A 16,125-nucleotide genomic window follows, 5' to 3' on the forward strand; every position below is an offset into this window, starting at 1 on the left:
CCTTACGGGTCGTGCTTGGCTGTCTTAGCCGTCAATACGGTTGGAACAAGGGGAACAGAAAATGCAGATTTCAAGATGGATCGCATCGGCAGCAACAGCCGTCATGCTGGCGATGTCAGCCGGGTCGCTGTCGGCGCAAGCACAGGAAAAGTTGAAGATCGCCACTGAAGGCGCCTATCCGCCGTTCAACACCATCACCGCGGATGGCAAGCTCGTCGGCTTCGACATCGACATCACCAATGCGCTTTGCGCTCAGATGAAGGTCGAATGCGAACTTGTCACGCAGGACTGGGACGGCATGATCCCGGCGCTCCAGGCCAAAAAGTTCGACGCCATCATCGCGTCCATGAGCATTACCGAGGAGCGCAAGAAGCAGGTCTCCTTCACCAACAAATACTATACGACGCCGCTTTCGCTGGTGGCCTTGAAGGACAGCGATATTGCCTCGACCGAACCGGCGGCACTCGCCGGCAAGACAGTCGGCGCCCAGGCTTCGACCACCCAGGCCGACTATGCCCAGGATGTCTATGGCAAGGCCGGCGCCGAGGCGAAGCTCTATCCAACCCAGGAGGAGGCGGTCGCCGACCTGATGAACGGCCGTCTCGATGCCGTCCTTTCAGACAAATTCGTGCTGATGGACTGGATGAAGAAGTCGAGCGACGACTGCTGCAAGATGGTCGGCGACGTCAAGGGCACGGAGACCGAAGCCGGTATCGCCGTGCGCCAGGAAGACAATGCGCTGCGCGAAAAGCTCAACGCCGCAATCGACGCGATCGTCGCAGACGGCACCTACAAGAAGATCCAGGCCAAATATTTCGACTTCGATATTTATTGAGAGGTCGAAGCTGCCAATCTCCCCCTTGAGGGGGAGATGGCCGGCAGGCCAGAGGGGGTCGGTCCGGCCGGGCCCGGCTCTCTTTATCGCAGACGCAGGGGGCTGGCGCTCCACGCGAGACGACCCCTCTGTCGCCCTCGGCGACATCTCCCCCTCAAGGGGGGAGATCACGCCGTCAAAGCGCCTTGACCGCCACCTTCACCGGCTGCTCGATTTCAAGCGGGTTGCGCAGCGGCAGGCCAAAATCCTTGGCCTCGATCTCGAAGACGTCGCCGGCCTCGGTCCTGACGCCGTCGGCGAAGGACAGTGTCGCGGTGCCGAACATGTGCACATGCACGTCGCCCGGCTGGCGGAAGGCCGAATATTTGAAGTGGTGATGTTCGAGATTGGCGATGGTGTGTGACATGTTCGCCTCGCCCGACAGGAAAGGCTTTTCCCACAGCACCTGGCCGTCGCGGAGGATGCGCGATGAACCCCTGACGTCGGACGGCAGCTCGCCGATCAGGATTTCCGGCCCGAACGAAGCGTTGCGCAGCTTGGAATGCGCGAGGAAAAGATAGTTCACGCGCTCGGTGACGTGATCGGAAAACTCATTTGACAGCGTGAAGCCGACGCGGAACGGGACGCCGTCGTCGCCGATGATATAGATGCCGGCGACTTCCGGCTCTTCGCCGGCATCCTCGGCGAAGGCGGGCGACAGAAGTGCCGCACCGGGCGCCACTGCCATGGTGCCGTTGCCCTTGTAGAACCATTCCGGCTGCACGCCGGTCTGGCCCTTGGCCGGCTTGCCGCCCTCCAGCCCCATGCGGAACATCTTCATGGAATCGGTGAGCTGCTTCTCGCCGTCGCTGCTGAGCTTCTTGTGCATGGAATCGCGGGTCGCGGCGGAGCCGAGATGTGTCAGCCCGGTGCCGGTGAGGTGGAGATGCGCCGGGTCGGGATGGTTGATCGGCGACAGCAGCCGCCCCTTCTTGTAGGCGGCATCGAGGTCGACCGCTTCACCAAAACCCTTGCGCTCGATGAGGGCGACGAGCCCGGTGCCAGTGCGCGCGGCCTCCATTGCCAGCGAATAGACGCTGCGGGCGCCGTTGATGATTCTGGTCTTGCCGCCGTTGCGGGCGACGACGCGGATGGTCTCCGCCTCGTCGAGGATCTGGGAAATCAGCATGACGTACCCTCTCTCAATTGCCTTGGCCGGCCTGCCGGTCTGGCAAGCTTTTCCTGGCGCAGCTCGGACGGTGTCCGCGCCACGGGTGAAATTCTTCGTCCGGATTGCTCGCGGGCCCGGTCCCCTGGGGGACTTCCTTGCGCCGCCCGGCAGCGCCGCGATGTGACCCGTGCCTCCTAAAAGCGCGCCGCCTTTGAAAAGCGGCCCACTTTAATCCTTGCTTTCATGCATGCCGTTGTCCCAACACGCTGCACACGTTTGGCGACATGCATGAGTTCCCTCAAGCCTTGTTCTTGTTGTAGACGTCGAAGACCACGGCGCCGAGCAGCACCAGGCCTTTGACCACCTGCTGCCAATCGACATTGACGCCCATGATCGACATGCCGTTGTTCATGACGCCCATGATGAAACCGCCGACCACCGCGCCAACAACCTGACCGACGCCGCCCATCGCCGAAGCGCCGCCGATGAACACGGCGGCGATGACGTCGAGCTCGCTGCCGAGGCCGGCCGCCGGCACCGCCTGGCCAAGGCGCGCCGCAATAATCAGCCCGCCGAGCGCCGAGAGCACGCCCATATTGATGAACACCATCAGGGTCAGCCGCTCGGTCTTGATACCCGATAGCTGCGCCGCCTTGGCATTGCCGCCCATTGCGTAGATGCGGCGGCCGACCGTCATGCGTTTGGTGACGAACACGAACAGCGCGATCAGCACGCCCATCACCACGAGAACGATTGGCAGACCCCTGTAGGTGGCGAATTGGTAGACCAGGAACAGCGCCAGGGCGCTGGTCACCAAGGTCTTGACGACGAACAGCGAGAAGGGCTCGGCTTCGTAGCCATGCCGCTCGCGGCTGCGCCGTGCCCTGAGCCCGAAATAAGCATAGGCGACCACGGCGACGATGCCGAGCACGATCGTCGTCATGTGCAGCGTCAGGCCGCTGCCGACGATTGTCTTGCCGGCGGCGTTCACCACCGGCGGTATCAGCGTCAATGAGCCGATCACGTCGGGAATGAAGCCGGAACTGAGCGCCTTGAAGCCGACCGGAAGCGGCCCCACGGAAGACCCCCCACCCAGCAGCGCCTGGCAGATGCCGCGGAAGATCAGCATCCCCGCCAGCGTGACGATGAAGCTCGGTATTCGGTGATAGGCAATCCAGTAGCCTTGTGCCGCGCCGATTGCACCCCCGACGATCAGGCAGATGATCGACACCACCAGCGGATTGCTGAAAGGGCCGAGAGGCCAGATGACCATCATCATCGCCGCCAGCGCGCCGATGAAACCGGCGACGGAGCCGACGCTGAGATCGATATGGCCGGAGACGATCACCAGAAGCATGCCCAGCGCCATCACGATGATGAAGCTGTTCTGCTGCACCAGGTTGCTCAAGTTCACCGGCTTGAACAGCGTTCCGGACGTCGTGTACTGGAAGAACACCATGATGGCGATAAGCGCCAGGATCAGGCCGTATTCGCGCAGGTTGGTGACCAGCGCCGAGACAGCGATGCGCGGCCCTTGCTGCACATCTTCGGCGACGCCGCTTTTCGGGACGGGACCGCTTTCGGTGCTCATGATGCTTTTCCTTCTCCGCGAACGATGGCGCGCATGATCTTTTCCTGGCTGGCATCACTCGCCGCCATTTCGCCGACGATACGTCCTTCGTTCATGACATAGATACGGTCGGTGATGCCGAGCAGTTCGGGCATCTCGGACGAGATGACGATGATCGCCTTACCCTCCGAGGCGAGCCGCGCGATGATCGTGTAGATTTCATACTTGGCGCCAACGTCGATGCCGCGCGTCGGCTCGTCGAGGATCAGCACCTCCGGATTGGCGAACAGCCATTTCGACAGCACCACCTTCTGTTGATTGCCGCCCGATAGATTGCCGGTCATCTGATAAACGCTGGACGAGCGGATGTTGGTCTTGGCCTTGTAGTCGTTGGCGACGGCGAGCTCGCGCATGTCGTCGATCACGCTGTGGCGCGACACGCCGGGAAGATTGGCCAGCGTGATGTTGTGCTTGATATGATCGATCAGATTGAGACCGTAGGTCTTGCGGTCTTCGGTGACGTAAGCAATGCCGTGTTCGACTGCCCTGCTGACAGAGGAGACATCGATGGGCTTGCCCTTAAGCAGCACCTCGCCGGTGATGCGGCGGCCATAGGAGCGGCCGAACAGGCTCATCGCGAATTCGGTGCGTCCGGCGCCCATCAGCCCGGCGATACCTACCACCTCGCCCTTGCGGACGTCGATATCGATACCCTTGATCACTTGCCGCTCGGCATGGATCGGATGATAGACCGACCAGTTCTTCACCTGGAGCACGACCTCACCGATGTCAGGCTCGCGCGACGGATAGCGGTCGTCCAGCGAGCGGCCGACCATCGAGGTGATGATGCGGTCTTCCGAGATGTCCTTCTTGGGCAGCGTCTCGATCGTCCGCCCGTCGCGGATGATCGTGACCTTGTCGGCGACCCGGTTGATTTCGTTGAGCTTGTGCGAGATCAGGATCGAGGTGATGCCCTGCCGCTTGAATTCGAGCAGCAGGTCGAGCAGCGCCTGGCTGTCCTTTTCGGACAGGCTCGCCGTCGGCTCGTCGAGGATCAGCAACTGCACTTCCTTGCTGAGCGCTTTGGCGATCTCGACCAGTTGCTGCTTGCCGACGCCGATATTGGTAATCAGCGTCTTGGGGTCTTCCTTGAGGCCCACCTTCTTGAGCAGAGCGCTGGTGCGCGTCTCGTTGGAATTCCAGTCGATGATGCCGTAGCTGGCGTGTTCGTTGCCGAGGAAGATGTTTTCGGCGATCGACAGCATCGGCACCAGCGCGAGTTCCTGGTGGATGATGACGATGCCGCGGCGCTCGCTGTCGTGGATGCCTTTGAAATGGCACTCATCGCCGCGATAGACGATTTCGCCATCATAGGTGCCGGCTGGATAGACGCCCGACAGCACCTTCATCAGAGTCGACTTGCCGGCGCCGTTCTCGCCGACAACGGCGTGGATCTCGCCTTCCTCGACGCTGAGGTTGACATTCGAAAGCGCCTTGACGCCGGGAAACGTCTTGGTGATGTCACGCATCTCCAAAATCGTCTGGGCCATCGGGAATACCACTCCTGCGAGGTCCGGAAACATACCGGGTCGTTCACTGGCGAAGCGGGGCCCTGCGTTGCGCAGGACCCCGGGTTTTACGTCTGCGGTTACTTCAGCTCTTCGGCCTTGATGTAGCCGGAATCGACCACCAGGGCTTGGTAGTTCGACTTGTCGACATCATGCGGCGTCAGCAGGATCGAGGGGACGACCTTGACGTCGTTGTTGTAGGTCTTGGTGTCGAGGCCCTCCGGCTTGCCGCCCGAGAGCACCTTGTCGACGAGCTCGACCGTCGCCTTGGCGAGTTCGCGGGTGTCCTTGAACACGGTCGAGTACTGCTCGCCGGCGATGATCGCCTTGACCGAAGCGGTTTCGGCGTCCTGGCCGGTGACGATTGGCCATGGCTGATCGGCCGTGCCGTAACCAACGGCGCGCAGCGAGGCGATGATGCCGCGCGACAGGCCGTCATATGGCGAGAGCACGCCATCGACGCGGCTGCCATCCGAGTAGTGGGCGGAGAGCAGATTGTCCATGCGGGCCTGGGCGGTGGCTGCCAGCCAGCGGAGCGTGCCGACCTTGTCCATGCCCATCTGGCCGGATTTCACGACGAGGGTCTTGTCGTCGATCAGCGGCTGCAGAACGGACATGGCGCCGTCGTAGAAGAAGAAGGCGTTGTTGTCGTCAGGCGAGCCGCCGAACAGTTCGACGTTGAACGGCCCCTTGTTCTCGGGATAGCCGAGGCCCTTGAGCAGCGATTTCGCCTGGATGACGCCGACGCCGAAATTGTCGAACGTGGTGTAGTAGTCGACATTCGGGGTTTTCTTGATCAGCCGGTCATAGGCGACGACGACGACGCCGGCGTCAGCCGCCTTCTGCAGCGCGTCCGACAAGGTGGTGCCGTCGATCGAGGCGATGATCAGCGCCTTTGGGCCCTTGGTGATTTCGTTTTCGAGCTGGCTGAGCTGATTGGGGATATCGTCCTGCGCATATTGCAGGTCGACAGTGTAGCCCAGAGCCTCGAGCTGGGACTTGACGGCGTCGCCGTCGTTGATCCAGCGCTGCGAGGTCTTGGTCGGCATCAGCACGCCGATGAGGCCTTCGCCTGCCTGCGCCGGGACCGTCATGGCCGCGATGCTAAGGGCCGCGACGGCGGCCAGTGTCTTGATGATCTTCACATTAACTCTCCCTGGTTGATGGACGCGCACCCTGGGTTTCGTGGGCCGCGCGATCGTGCAGGAGCGCCAAAACGCGCCGCTGCCGCCATATCGATCTCCGGTATCCTCCCAATCGGCCCTGAGACTCTGGTTCCGGTCGATGCGATTTTTCTCGCTGGCGACGGTCAGGTTTCAGGACGCGCAAAGGTGTGGCGCTTTGCCATAACTGTCAAATGCGATCTTTGGTAGTTGCTATACCCAAACTGGTATACTGAAAGTGGCCAAAAGAATTGAAAGTGGCCAAAAGATCGGGCCGGGATTGCCGGCCGGCCACCAGCGAGGAGCAAACGGAGATCATGGCGGCGCTACGGGATTCTGGCGGACTTACAGAGGGTTATGGGGAACGTCCCGGCAGGAGTGAGACCTTGCTGCGCAGCGGCCTCAGTCTGCGCCACATGCGCATGATCGCAGCCCTCGACGACCATGGCCGGGTCAGCGCGGCAGCCCAGGTCATGAACATCTCCCAGCCCGCCGCCTCGCGCATGATCGCCGAGATGGAGGCGGTGCTCGACGTCAAGCTGTGCGAGAGGCTGCCGCGCGGCATCACGCTGACGCCCTATGGCAAGGCGTTGGCGAGGCGCGCGCGTTCGATCCTGCTCGAGATGCGCGAGGTCGACCGCGAGATATCCGAGCTCAAGGCAGGCAAGGGCGGCTCGGTGTTCCTGGGCGCGGTGACGGCCCCTGCAATCGAGCTCGCCGTGCCGGCGATCCGCGAGATCCGGCGCATCTATCCGCGTATCGAGATCACCATGCAGGTCGAGACCTCCAATGTGCTGGCGCGCGAACTGATCGCCACACGTCACGATTTCATCATCGCGCGCATCCCCGAGGACCTCAATCCGCGGCTGTTCGAGGCCCGCGTCATCGGCGTCGAAAAAGCCTGCCTCATTGTGCGCCGCGGCCACCCGCTGGCCAAGGGCAAGGCGGTGCGGCTGGAGCAGACCGCCGCCTATGACTGGGTTTTCCAGTCGGGCGGCTCGCCGCTGCGCCAGGCGATGGAGAGCAATTTCCTGAACCGCAACATCGCGCTGCCGGACCGCATCCTCAACACCAGCTCGCTGCTGCTCACCCTGGTCATGGTCGCGCAGTCGGACGCCATCGCGCCGGTGTCGATCCAGGTGGCGAAATTCATCCAGAACCCCGAGGGGCTGGCCGGCGCCATCGACGTCGTCCAGACCGAATTCGACATCGAGGTCAGGCCTTACAGTCTGATCACCGTAAAAAATCGCGTGCTGTCGCCGGCGGCCAAGATGCTGCACGACTTCATTTTGCGAGAGGTGGGCTGACGGCGTTAAATCAAGCGATCCGTTGCCAATTCACTCTTCCGCCATGTCGCTTCAATCAGAATATCGCTCGAGCGAAGGAACCACACAGGGCCGTGCCACGTCATAGAAGCGGGCTCCTGTGCAGGTCCCCAGGGAGGCTATCTATGATCAGGCTTCTCCTCGTCTTCGCCGCGTTGCTTGCCTTCGCGTGCGGCGGGGCGCGTTCGGCCAAGCTGGACCTGGCGACCATTAATCAGGCCCAATTCACCGCCGGTGAACCGAACGATCCGACGCTGCTCAAGGCGCAGATCCTCTTGGATGGCGCCCGCTTCTCGCCGGGGCTGATCGATGGTCGCCTCTCAGAGAACTTCGCCAAGGCAGTCGGCGCCTTTCAGCAGGCGAACGGACTCCGATCCGATGGCAAGCTCACTGCGGAGACCTGGAGCAAGCTCACGGCGACCTCCGCCGACCCGGTTCTGGTCACCTATGAGGTGACGCGCAAGGATGTGCGCGGACCTTTCACCAGGCGTATTCCGGCTCGCATGGAGAGGATGGCCCGCCTGCGGCGGCTCGCCTATCGCAACGCGGTGGAGAAGCTGGCGGAGCGCTTCCATGTCAGCGAAAAGTTGCTCAGGATGCTCAATCCGGGCGTCGGCTTCAGGAGGCCCGGCAAGACCTTGATCGTGCCTGATGTTGGCCGCGGCGATCCTCCCGCGGGCGTAGCCCGCATCGAGGTCGACAAGGACGCTCGCCTGGTGCGCGTGCTCGACCTTTCCGGCAAATGGCTCGCAGTCTACCCCGCCTCGATCGGCAGCGATGAAAATCCGGCGCCAAGCGGCACGGCGGAGGTCAAGCGCGTGGTGCGCAATCCGACCTATCACTACCATCCGGATTTTGCCTTCAAGGGAGTCAAGACCAAGCGTCCCTTCACCATCGCTGCCGGGCCGAACAATCCCGTGGGATCGGTGTGGATTGATCTCTCCATCGAAAGCTACGGCATCCACGGCTCGCCCGAACCTGGCAAGATCGGCACGACCTTCTCGCATGGCTGCATCCGATTGACCAATTGGGATGTCGAAGATCTCGGCTCCATCGTGCAGCCGGGCACGAAGGTCGAGTTCAAGGACGAGACCGCCCGCGCCGTCGACGAGCTTGCCCCGTAGCAAAGCGGACTGGCCCGCCACCTGCTCTCGCAAGGCCCGGGCGCGCGCCGGAGACGATGCCGGATGACGTCCTATGGACCTGACCTTCAGGCTGGTGGCGACGCTATGTGGTGGTAGAAGACCCGTCCGACGACCCCTGCAAACGATCGCGAATGGCTTCCTCAGTTCTGTTTGCGGTCGATTCAACAACTTTGCCGACCTTGCCTGCTAGGGTGCCGGCATCTCCACCCGAGCTTTGCCGGTCGGCCTCTTCCTTGACCGTTTCGTAGGCCTCGGAAGGCTCATGGTCGGACTGCATAATGACGCGCCACGCCTAGCTCTCATTAAGGTCAAAGCTCACCGGAAGGTTGTAGTCTATTGCACGATTGGCAATCATGTTCGCCAGGTCGGAATCTGAGACCGAACATGCCGGTACGATCTGTTTGAGCGCCTTTACGGCGAGCCCCGTCGATATGAAACTATGGCGCCGCCTCCGACTATTTACATACTGTTCGATGAGATTTTCGAGCTCACGCATGTGCAATCCTTCTTTGACGTCAACTGTGCCAATTGGACCCAGCCGTAATCGATCCGGAGCGAGGGCTCATTCACATTGTTTATTTGACGAGAAATCTTGATGCCGCATCAGTGCGCCGACGCGTCTTGGCCGAGGGCGGTCACCGTGGCTCGTGGAAGAGATTTAGGTAAGTCGTATCAAAGTCGGCCAGTAAGGCCAATCGCTGGAAATCAAGGATAACAATCCTGCGGTCTTTCCAGATAACCAGGTCCTTCGCTCGAAGCTCCTGCAGTGTCCGATTCACGTGAACTACAGATAGACCAAGCACGTCCCCCATTTCCGCTTGCGTCAGTGGAATAGCGAACTTCTGGTCAGAGGCCAATCCGACTATCTCTAATCGGACATACAACTCGCAAATTATATGTGCGAGATGCTGTTTGGCGGAGCGACGCCCGAGGCAGGTTATCCAGGTCCTTTGGATCGAGGCGTCGATAGTCGTCGAAAGCCAGAGCATCCGGGTGAGATGTGGACTTCCACCCATTGCTGTAAGCAGGTCTTTGTGTCGAATGAAAACTACATCGCACGAACCCAGCGCGCTCACGCTGTGGTCCATCACTTTTAGCAGTAAACTATGCAGATCGACAAAGTCTCCCGGCACGTGAATTGCCGTTATTTGACGCTTTCCTTCCCGAATAGCCTGGTTTCGAACTGCGAACCCATTCGCGACAAGGCAGCTTTCGGTGGGGCGGGATCCCTCCCTGACGATCTCCTCATCGGGTCCGAAAGTTACCGGCCGAACCGGAAGAGCCTCAATGAGCGCGATCTCGTCTGGCGGCAGGGTGTCGCGGCGGTCGAGCATGTGAACCAGGAGGTCTTTGCCGAACATCGCGGTGCCTTTTGAGCAGATCAGGCATCGAGTTCCAGCGGCTCGTGCCAATTGACATGCCGCAGGTCCCGAGCATCTACGACTTGGCCGCCTGTCGGACACAGATAGAAAAGGTCGCTCTCATGTTCGACTTCTTGGCTATGTCGCTTGCCGGTCATGGGCGGCCCTGGTTGTGAAACGTTCGGTCGTCGTTCGAGATCCGTTCTTGTGTGGTCACGGCGTTTCCGAGCTTCCGAGCCTCCCGATACAGGGTCTCGCGATCATTGCCGTGCTTGCCAAAAAGCTCGCGGATCTGCGGTATTGAGAGGCCGAACTTGGTAGCGAAATAGCGGAATTCATAGTCTTGGTCGCGCGCGACGCGGTTTCCGTCGCCAGAACCTCTATTGCTCTTGTCGTCGGCCATTTGGGTTCCTCCCTGGCTGGCCTTCAGATCAAGCGCAAACGCGGATCAGCGTCTTTTGTTGCCGCCTCTTATTAGAATCACGTTATGTTCTATCCGGCTGATGTTTGCCGCTCACCTGATCATGTGGTCCTGTGAGGTGCGGCGCCGGCCGGCCCGACTGGGCAAGCTGGAGCGGGTAGCGGGAATCGAACCCGCGCGTTCAGCTTGGGAAGCTGACAAGCTACCATTACATCATACCCGCGCAGCAGCCTCGTTACCACGCAAGCCGGCATTCGGGCAATCGTTATGCGTATACTCGTGTGCACTCGTGCCTTGCCAGCGGGCCGACTGTTACTCCGTCGTGGCAACGGCATCGTCTGTGGCAAAGGACGGCCAGTATTTCGAAATGGCCAGCGTGGCCCCGACGGTAGAAAAATGGCCGTAATCGAAATAGAGGAACTGGCCTGCGTCGGCGTAGGAGCAGCGTCCGGCGCTGCAGAGGAAATTCAGCGGATCGATGAAGGTGGCGCCTTTGGTAAATGCGCGCACACGGTTGTTGATGTCGGGATCCATGGCCATTGGCCACGACGTATCATCGAGATTTTCGCGCTTTGCGAAGAACGCGATTTTCCGAACATCGGTTATGAACTGCGGGGACTGGCCGATGACAAACACACGCACACCCAGACCACGAATCGTATCGATCGTTTGCTGGAGACCGTCGAAACTTCTGGCCTCGTAGTCGGTCCACCGACCGCTGAGCACGACCGTCTTGATGCCAGCGTCCTGGATAATCTTCAGGGCTTGCTGATTGAACCGCATGCAATCCGGGCGTCCATAGGAGAAGTAGGAGAGAATCGGGGGACAGCCCGCGTAGGTGTATTCCACGATATTGGCCCGGAGTTGATTTATGTTGGCGTCCAGGCCTGGAACATAGTGGGCGGCGAACGAGTCACCCCACAACAAAACGGTTGTAGGGAAGCCGCGTGTGCGCGTGCAATCCTCGATATTCCAGTTTTCGATCCGGCTGAAGCCCTCGTTGAAACAGGTGCCATTGCCCCAGTCCCCGACAGGAATCCGCTGTTGGACATAGTCTGGAAAGCGTTGCGGAAAGCCGTTGCCGAGCGCCCCCGCCGCCCCGCCAAGGCAAAGAACAGCGATTGCGCCCGCTGAAAAGGCGAAGATGGGCGCCGGGGCGGTGAAGCTCCTTTTCTGCCGAAACGGCTGCTCGACGTACTTCCAGGAAAACGCAGCCAGCGCGAGGCTTGCTACCGTCAACGCAACGGTCATCGACGGGTCGAATTCTTCTAGTGAGAGATAGTGCGCGAACGCATTGATCGGCCAGTGAACAAGATACAGCGAATAGGAGATGAGGCCGATCCAGACCAGCGGCCGGACTTCTAGTATGCGGCTGGCGATCGTCGAGGGGCTGTTTTGGCCAACATAGATAAGCAGGACCGTTCCGACGCAGGGATACAAGGCGTTGTAGCCCGGGAACGGATCGCTCTCCGAGATCGCAAAGAACCCCATGGCGAGAAGGCCAAATCCGGCCAACCCGAGCAGTTCCATAAGAAACCGGCTGCTCAGGGGCGGGGGGCGTTTCAGCATGAGCACGGAGCCCAGCATGAGTTCCCAGATCCGTGTCGGCAGCAGGTAGAATCCCGCGTTTGGCGCCAGCCACGTCGCCATGACCGCCAGCACGAAACTGCCGAGGATGATCGGCAGGAGTATCGTCAGCCAGCGTTTGGCAAAAAAGCGGTAGATCAGGAACATCAGGATCGGGGCAAAGATATAGTACTGCTCCTCGACCGAAAGCGACCAGGTGTGCAACAGCGGTCGGAGCTCGGCATCGATCGAGAAGTAATTTGACGTTTTCCAGAAATAGATGTTCGACCAGAAAGTCGAAGCCGCTATGACGCTGAGACTGAATTCATGCATATCCGACGGCAGAAGAATGAACAGGGCCGCAACGCAGGTGAGAAGCGTGACAAAGATCAGCGCCGGCAGAATGCGCCGGGCGCGGCGCCAGTAGAAGCTGACGATCGAAAACTGGCCGCGTTCAAGGTCGTCCAGCAGGCTTCCGGTGATCAGATAGCCAGATATGACGAGGAAGATATCAACGCCGGTAAAGCCGCCTGGAATTGCCGAGATGCCGAAATGGAAGAGTACGACCGGCAGGACCGCAACGGCCCGAAGGCCATCGATATCGCGCCTGTACTTCATTCAAGAAGCCCTGTGTTGGCGAGCCAGGGTAAGACGGCGCAGTCCGTCCATCACCGGGCGATGAGTCTGGCAGTTCGATATCAACTGGTTACCCTCTGTCGCCCAATTTTGCTGCACTGCAACATAAGTGTCAAGAGCACAATTCGGCAAAGCGCCGACCGCCGCAACTGAGCGATCGCCTTGATGCCGGGCGGCCAAGTGCGTATTTCTGGAGCTGTGCCCGAATCGGGGCAACCGAATCTGGAGACACGCCTTGTCCGCACTGACTTCTCGACGAAAGATCTAGTATTGTATTCGAAGTCTGTAGCTCATGGCTTAATGTAAACTGAACGTATCAACAGCCGCTATCGCTTGATCAATAAGGTCTGACATGGAGCTAGGATCGTAAACTTCTTCGTTCTTTAGAGCGTTATCTTCCACAAAAAGGCGATAAACGACAGAGACTTCGTTAAATGCCTCTGCGGACTTTGCCGTCAAAAGATGAGTTCGGGCCTCCGCGAAGTCACCGATCATTGCAGAGAGAACTCCCATGTTGTATTCAAGCAACTGCCTGTCATCATCGATCGCGTATTGTTGAGCCGCCTGGAACCATAGTCTAGCTTCTCTATAATCCCCGCACGCCATGTATAAGTAACCTACGTTATTGGCATCACGTGTCATCCGGCTTTCTGAGATTGCAAAAGCGATCTCTACCAAGCGCCTTGCTTTTTCAATATTTCGGCCATCAAGATAGACGGTAGGCAATTCAGCCATTAGACTGCCACTCAAGCGTGTGGCCAACTGCTCGTTGCCGAGCAGATGGATTCTCGACACTAGAGAGTCATGCGGTGGAACAACGAACGCATATTTTGTAGATACAAACGTAAAGCCAATATCGTTAGCTCTACTCTGCATCTCCGCTATTTTCTTCTCAAGCTTTCGAAGGCTAACCTGATGATCCGGGTCGTCCCAGACGAACCACCCCTGACAAGCGCCCAGGTCAGAATTAAAATACAACTCCAAGATGACTACATGCTTGCTTTCTTCCATCCCCAAAACTCGAGAAAGAAAATCCTCCGCCAGTGGGGCAAATTCAAGCCTCTCCCCCTGCTCGATCGGTCTACTGCCGTCAAGAAAAGGTATCAGCATAGATAAAATGTCGACGTAATCGGGTGCCTGAATAGCGCCAAGTGGTTCTAACTGGTCAAATTCGGAGAAGGCATCCATCAAATAGCGAAACAGTATATATTCAAATTGGCTCCCCGTCGAGTTTATATAAGCGCCTTTCTGTCTCGCTATGTATTTGATATAGAGTCGATCAAACGCGTCACCCGCAAACTCAACTCCGGCGCCAGTCTCAGTGAGTAAGCCAGCAGCGACCAGTTCGTCGATCGCATTAGAAAAACTTGCCTCAGACCACTGGCTGTTGCCATTCAAAAACCATTCAAGACGCCACCAATCATGTCGACTTAGTCTTTCGATGCTCCCCGAAACCGAGTTCAGCACCGAAAAAGTCTTTCGCTTAGTTAGCTTAGCCGAGCGAATGATTGGTCTTTCGTCTACCTTCTGGCCCGATGCGATTTCGCGTTGTATCGCCTCAATGGTTTTAAGATCTAAGCTAAAGCGTTTTGAGACACCTTCCTGACACCTGCGGAAAAGGGTATGGCAGATCAATTGAATTTCATAAGGCCGTCGACCAGACAGTACGTCGATATCTCGGATAAAAATGTTCGATACCAACTTCCGGATTTCGGGACGGCTGATCCCAACATTTGCCAAAGGGTTGGTGATGCATTCCTTCACGTCGCTTTCCAGTTTGAACGGGCCGATATCGATACGCTTAAATTGACGCATGATCGGTGAGAATACCTCATCCATCATAGGGAAGAAATCCTCGGTCGCGGCAAGTATGAGCATATAGCCGTTCATATTCATAAATACGTTTCTCAACTTCTCGAGGATTATTCGATTTTCTCGAAGAACGTTGCACTCATCGACAAGTATGCAGATAGGCATTCCGATATTTTCATATATTAGGCGGAGGTCGTCTGAAATGATATCATCAGGAATAGAGAATTCCCTATTTCCGGATTTCAACGCAAAGGCCATCTGTATCGGAGACACGAACGGCAAATTCTCTAAGTCCTTCACCACAAAAGTGGCTGTCAATTCAAGATATGCAAAATAGGCTGCGCCACGCTTTCCGCCATATGCTCCAGCATCGAACGCAGCCATCAGAACGCTGTGAAGTAATTTTCGAAAAAAATCGAGGTCGGTCTTAACATCTCCCTCATTTAGATTTATGCGCACTGTGCAAAATCCACGTCTACGCGCATCGTTCTGGGCAACATTTAGGAAACTCGTCTTTCCCGAGGCTCTGGCGCCAACCAGAGCTAAATGGATGGGTTTACGGGTCGCCAACGCGTGATTGAGGTAGTAGGTAAGATCAGAACTTTCTGCTGTACGGCCAAAGAAAAACCGATCTTCACTCACTGGGTTAGCGAAGTCATACGGATTTGGTAGCTCTCGCATATCTTTAGTCATAGTGAATGTCTATTTCTTTCAGTATTAAGGTGAATAGCGACAAAGCGTTATTAAAAAGCGATTCTGCATTATTATTCTCTGCCCATTGCCGCCTAACCACCGCCTGACCAAGACCTGAAGGTATCATGATGTATTGTTCACATAGCTCTATCGCCTGGATAATCGGCGACAAGTCATAGGTGAGGTATATCTCATCGAACCACCAGTTGTTGACAATTTTGAAAGCAGAAGCGGGGATTTCGTGAATTTTCTCGCCAATATTTACAGAATGACAGGCAGAAACAAGGGCGGCGTGCAGAAAATAAGCATCCCTCTTGACAGATACTCGACCTGCAACCGTAGCTTTCGCGTCATTGATGGTTGAGGCGTTCAGGCTTTCAATCAACTTGGTCCAAGCGGCCTGCAGGACGGTTAGGTCCTGCTTTGACGCTATACGATTGTGCGCGACCTTATTCCTCACGATTTCAATGTCAGACAATGCAGACTCGGGCGTAGACTTGTGGAAAAATATGTCGGAAAAGGCAGAAGGCCAATTAGTTCCGCTCAAGATAAGCTTCTTAAGGTCGGGGAAGTCAATAAAGTAAAGCGGAGGATGCGGAAATTGATTGCTCCATGATGTTCGCTTGTCATGTGAAACGCCATTTTTGACCTTTTCCTGTATGTCCCCAGGAAGACCCACGCGGAGCCACTTTGGACCATGTAGCTTCAAAAGGCGATCTTGAATCACTTCACGAAGTAACACTTCAATGTCAAAAAAAAGTTTGTAGGCCTCAGCGTTGCGCTCCTTAAGAATATCGTAAGTATCTGTTTCCAAAGGATTGTGCTCGACCGTTTCCATTTAGTCCTGAGATGTAGATGGTCGACAAACTGTGGCGATCGC

The 16,125-nt window shown here is 57.7% G+C and carries 13 protein-coding genes and 1 tRNA gene; 3 read left to right on the forward strand and 11 right to left on the reverse strand.

The features are described 5' to 3' along the window. Nucleotides 1-61 precede the first annotated feature (61 nt). Entirely contained in the window at nucleotides 62-835 is a 774-nt protein-coding gene (locus AC0L2Z_RS11315) for an ABC transporter substrate-binding protein (RefSeq protein ID WP_473627993.1), read from the forward strand. A 175-nt stretch (nucleotides 836-1,010) separates the two neighbouring features. Here AC0L2Z_RS11315 and araD1 read toward each other — a convergent pair whose 3' ends face one another. From araD1 to chvE, 4 genes are all read right to left on the reverse strand, one after another. Beyond that, a complete protein-coding gene (gene araD1 / locus AC0L2Z_RS11320; protein ID WP_473627995.1) occupies nucleotides 1,011-2,003 on the reverse strand; it encodes an AraD1 family protein in 993 nt (330 codons plus the stop codon). A 280-nt stretch (nucleotides 2,004-2,283) separates the two neighbouring features. After that, nucleotides 2,284-3,576, reverse strand: a complete 1,293-nt coding sequence (gene mmsB / locus AC0L2Z_RS11325; RefSeq protein ID WP_128169181.1) for a multiple monosaccharide ABC transporter permease — start codon at nucleotides 3,574-3,576, stop codon at nucleotides 2,284-2,286. After that, nucleotides 3,573-5,180 carry a multiple monosaccharide ABC transporter ATP-binding protein gene (mmsA, locus tag AC0L2Z_RS11330; RefSeq protein WP_473628055.1) on the reverse strand — a complete coding sequence of 536 codons (1,608 nt, stop codon included), beginning with the start codon at nucleotides 5,178-5,180 and terminating at the stop codon, nucleotides 3,573-3,575. Before mmsA ends, mmsB begins: the two co-directional genes overlap by 4 nt. A 23-nt stretch (nucleotides 5,181-5,203) precedes the next feature. Then, nucleotides 5,204-6,268, reverse strand: coding sequence for a multiple monosaccharide ABC transporter substrate-binding protein (gene chvE / locus AC0L2Z_RS11335; RefSeq protein WP_023802196.1), 1,065 nt, complete (start codon nucleotides 6,266-6,268; stop codon nucleotides 5,204-5,206). A gap of 335 nt (nucleotides 6,269-6,603) precedes the next feature. Between chvE and AC0L2Z_RS11340 the strand changes: the two genes are divergently transcribed. Then, nucleotides 6,604-7,593 (forward strand): LysR family transcriptional regulator, encoded by a 990-nt coding sequence (locus AC0L2Z_RS11340; RefSeq protein WP_473628057.1) that lies wholly within the window; start codon nucleotides 6,604-6,606, stop codon nucleotides 7,591-7,593. 143 nt (nucleotides 7,594-7,736) lie between these two features. After that, on the forward strand, nucleotides 7,737-8,735 hold the full coding sequence (locus AC0L2Z_RS11345; RefSeq protein WP_473627997.1) for a L,D-transpeptidase family protein: 999 nt from the start codon (nucleotides 7,737-7,739) through the stop codon (nucleotides 8,733-8,735). A gap of 103 nt (nucleotides 8,736-8,838) precedes the next feature. Here the strand turns inward: AC0L2Z_RS11345 and AC0L2Z_RS11350 are convergent, their stop codons facing one another. From AC0L2Z_RS11350 to AC0L2Z_RS11380, 7 genes are all read right to left on the reverse strand, one after another. Next, nucleotides 8,839-9,033 carry a hypothetical protein gene (locus tag AC0L2Z_RS11350; protein WP_128169177.1) on the reverse strand — a complete coding sequence of 65 codons (195 nt, stop codon included), beginning with the start codon at nucleotides 9,031-9,033 and terminating at the stop codon, nucleotides 8,839-8,841. 358 nt (nucleotides 9,034-9,391) lie between these two features. Next, nucleotides 9,392-10,117, reverse strand: coding sequence for a Crp/Fnr family transcriptional regulator (locus tag AC0L2Z_RS11355; RefSeq protein ID WP_287345642.1), 726 nt, complete (start codon nucleotides 10,115-10,117; stop codon nucleotides 9,392-9,394). A 154-nt stretch (nucleotides 10,118-10,271) separates the two neighbouring features. Beyond that, on the reverse strand, nucleotides 10,272-10,520 hold the full coding sequence (locus tag AC0L2Z_RS11360; protein WP_023802203.1) for a DUF3606 domain-containing protein: 249 nt from the start codon (nucleotides 10,518-10,520) through the stop codon (nucleotides 10,272-10,274). 167 nt (nucleotides 10,521-10,687) lie between these two features. Further along, nucleotides 10,688-10,761, reverse strand: a tRNA-Gly gene (locus AC0L2Z_RS11365). Between the two features lie 89 nt (nucleotides 10,762-10,850). Beyond that, nucleotides 10,851-12,722, reverse strand: a complete 1,872-nt coding sequence (locus tag AC0L2Z_RS11370) for an acyltransferase family protein (protein WP_473627998.1) — start codon at nucleotides 12,720-12,722, stop codon at nucleotides 10,851-10,853. A 315-nt stretch (nucleotides 12,723-13,037) separates the two neighbouring features. Next, nucleotides 13,038-15,245, reverse strand: coding sequence for a hypothetical protein (locus tag AC0L2Z_RS11375; RefSeq protein ID WP_473627999.1), 2,208 nt, complete (start codon nucleotides 15,243-15,245; stop codon nucleotides 13,038-13,040). Further along, nucleotides 15,238-16,083 carry a hypothetical protein gene (locus AC0L2Z_RS11380; RefSeq protein WP_473628000.1) on the reverse strand — a complete coding sequence of 282 codons (846 nt, stop codon included), beginning with the start codon at nucleotides 16,081-16,083 and terminating at the stop codon, nucleotides 15,238-15,240. Before AC0L2Z_RS11380 ends, AC0L2Z_RS11375 begins: the two co-directional genes overlap by 8 nt. Between the last annotated feature and the right edge of the window lie 42 nt (nucleotides 16,084-16,125).

It is taken from the genome of Mesorhizobium sp. WSM4850, from assembly GCF_055811735.1.

What these genes read in the sequence shown, in the direction of transcription:
- AC0L2Z_RS11360 (WP_023802203.1), bottom strand. Translation starts at nt 10,520, where the DNA reads ATGGCCGACGACAAGAGCAATAGAGGTTCTGGCGACGGAAACCGCGTC.
- AC0L2Z_RS11370 (WP_473627998.1), bottom strand. Translation starts at nt 12,722, where the DNA reads ATGAAGTACAGGCGCGATATCGATGGCCTTCGGGCCGTTGCGGTCCTG.
- AC0L2Z_RS11350 (WP_128169177.1), bottom strand. Translation starts at nt 9,033, where the DNA reads ATGCAGTCCGACCATGAGCCTTCCGAGGCCTACGAAACGGTCAAGGAA.
- AC0L2Z_RS11315 (WP_473627993.1), top strand. Translation starts at nt 62, where the DNA reads ATGCAGATTTCAAGATGGATCGCATCGGCAGCAACAGCCGTCATGCTG.
- AC0L2Z_RS11345 (WP_473627997.1), top strand. Translation starts at nt 7,737, where the DNA reads ATGATCAGGCTTCTCCTCGTCTTCGCCGCGTTGCTTGCCTTCGCGTGC.
- AC0L2Z_RS11340 (WP_473628057.1), top strand. Translation starts at nt 6,604, where the DNA reads ATGGCGGCGCTACGGGATTCTGGCGGACTTACAGAGGGTTATGGGGAA.
- araD1 (WP_473627995.1), bottom strand. Translation starts at nt 2,003, where the DNA reads ATGCTGATTTCCCAGATCCTCGACGAGGCGGAGACCATCCGCGTCGTC.
- AC0L2Z_RS11375 (WP_473627999.1), bottom strand. Translation starts at nt 15,245, where the DNA reads ATGACTAAAGATATGCGAGAGCTACCAAATCCGTATGACTTCGCTAAC.
- AC0L2Z_RS11380 (WP_473628000.1), bottom strand. Translation starts at nt 16,083, where the DNA reads ATGGAAACGGTCGAGCACAATCCTTTGGAAACAGATACTTACGATATT.
- mmsB (WP_128169181.1), bottom strand. Translation starts at nt 3,576, where the DNA reads ATGAGCACCGAAAGCGGTCCCGTCCCGAAAAGCGGCGTCGCCGAAGAT.
- AC0L2Z_RS11355 (WP_287345642.1), bottom strand. Translation starts at nt 10,117, where the DNA reads ATGTTCGGCAAAGACCTCCTGGTTCACATGCTCGACCGCCGCGACACC.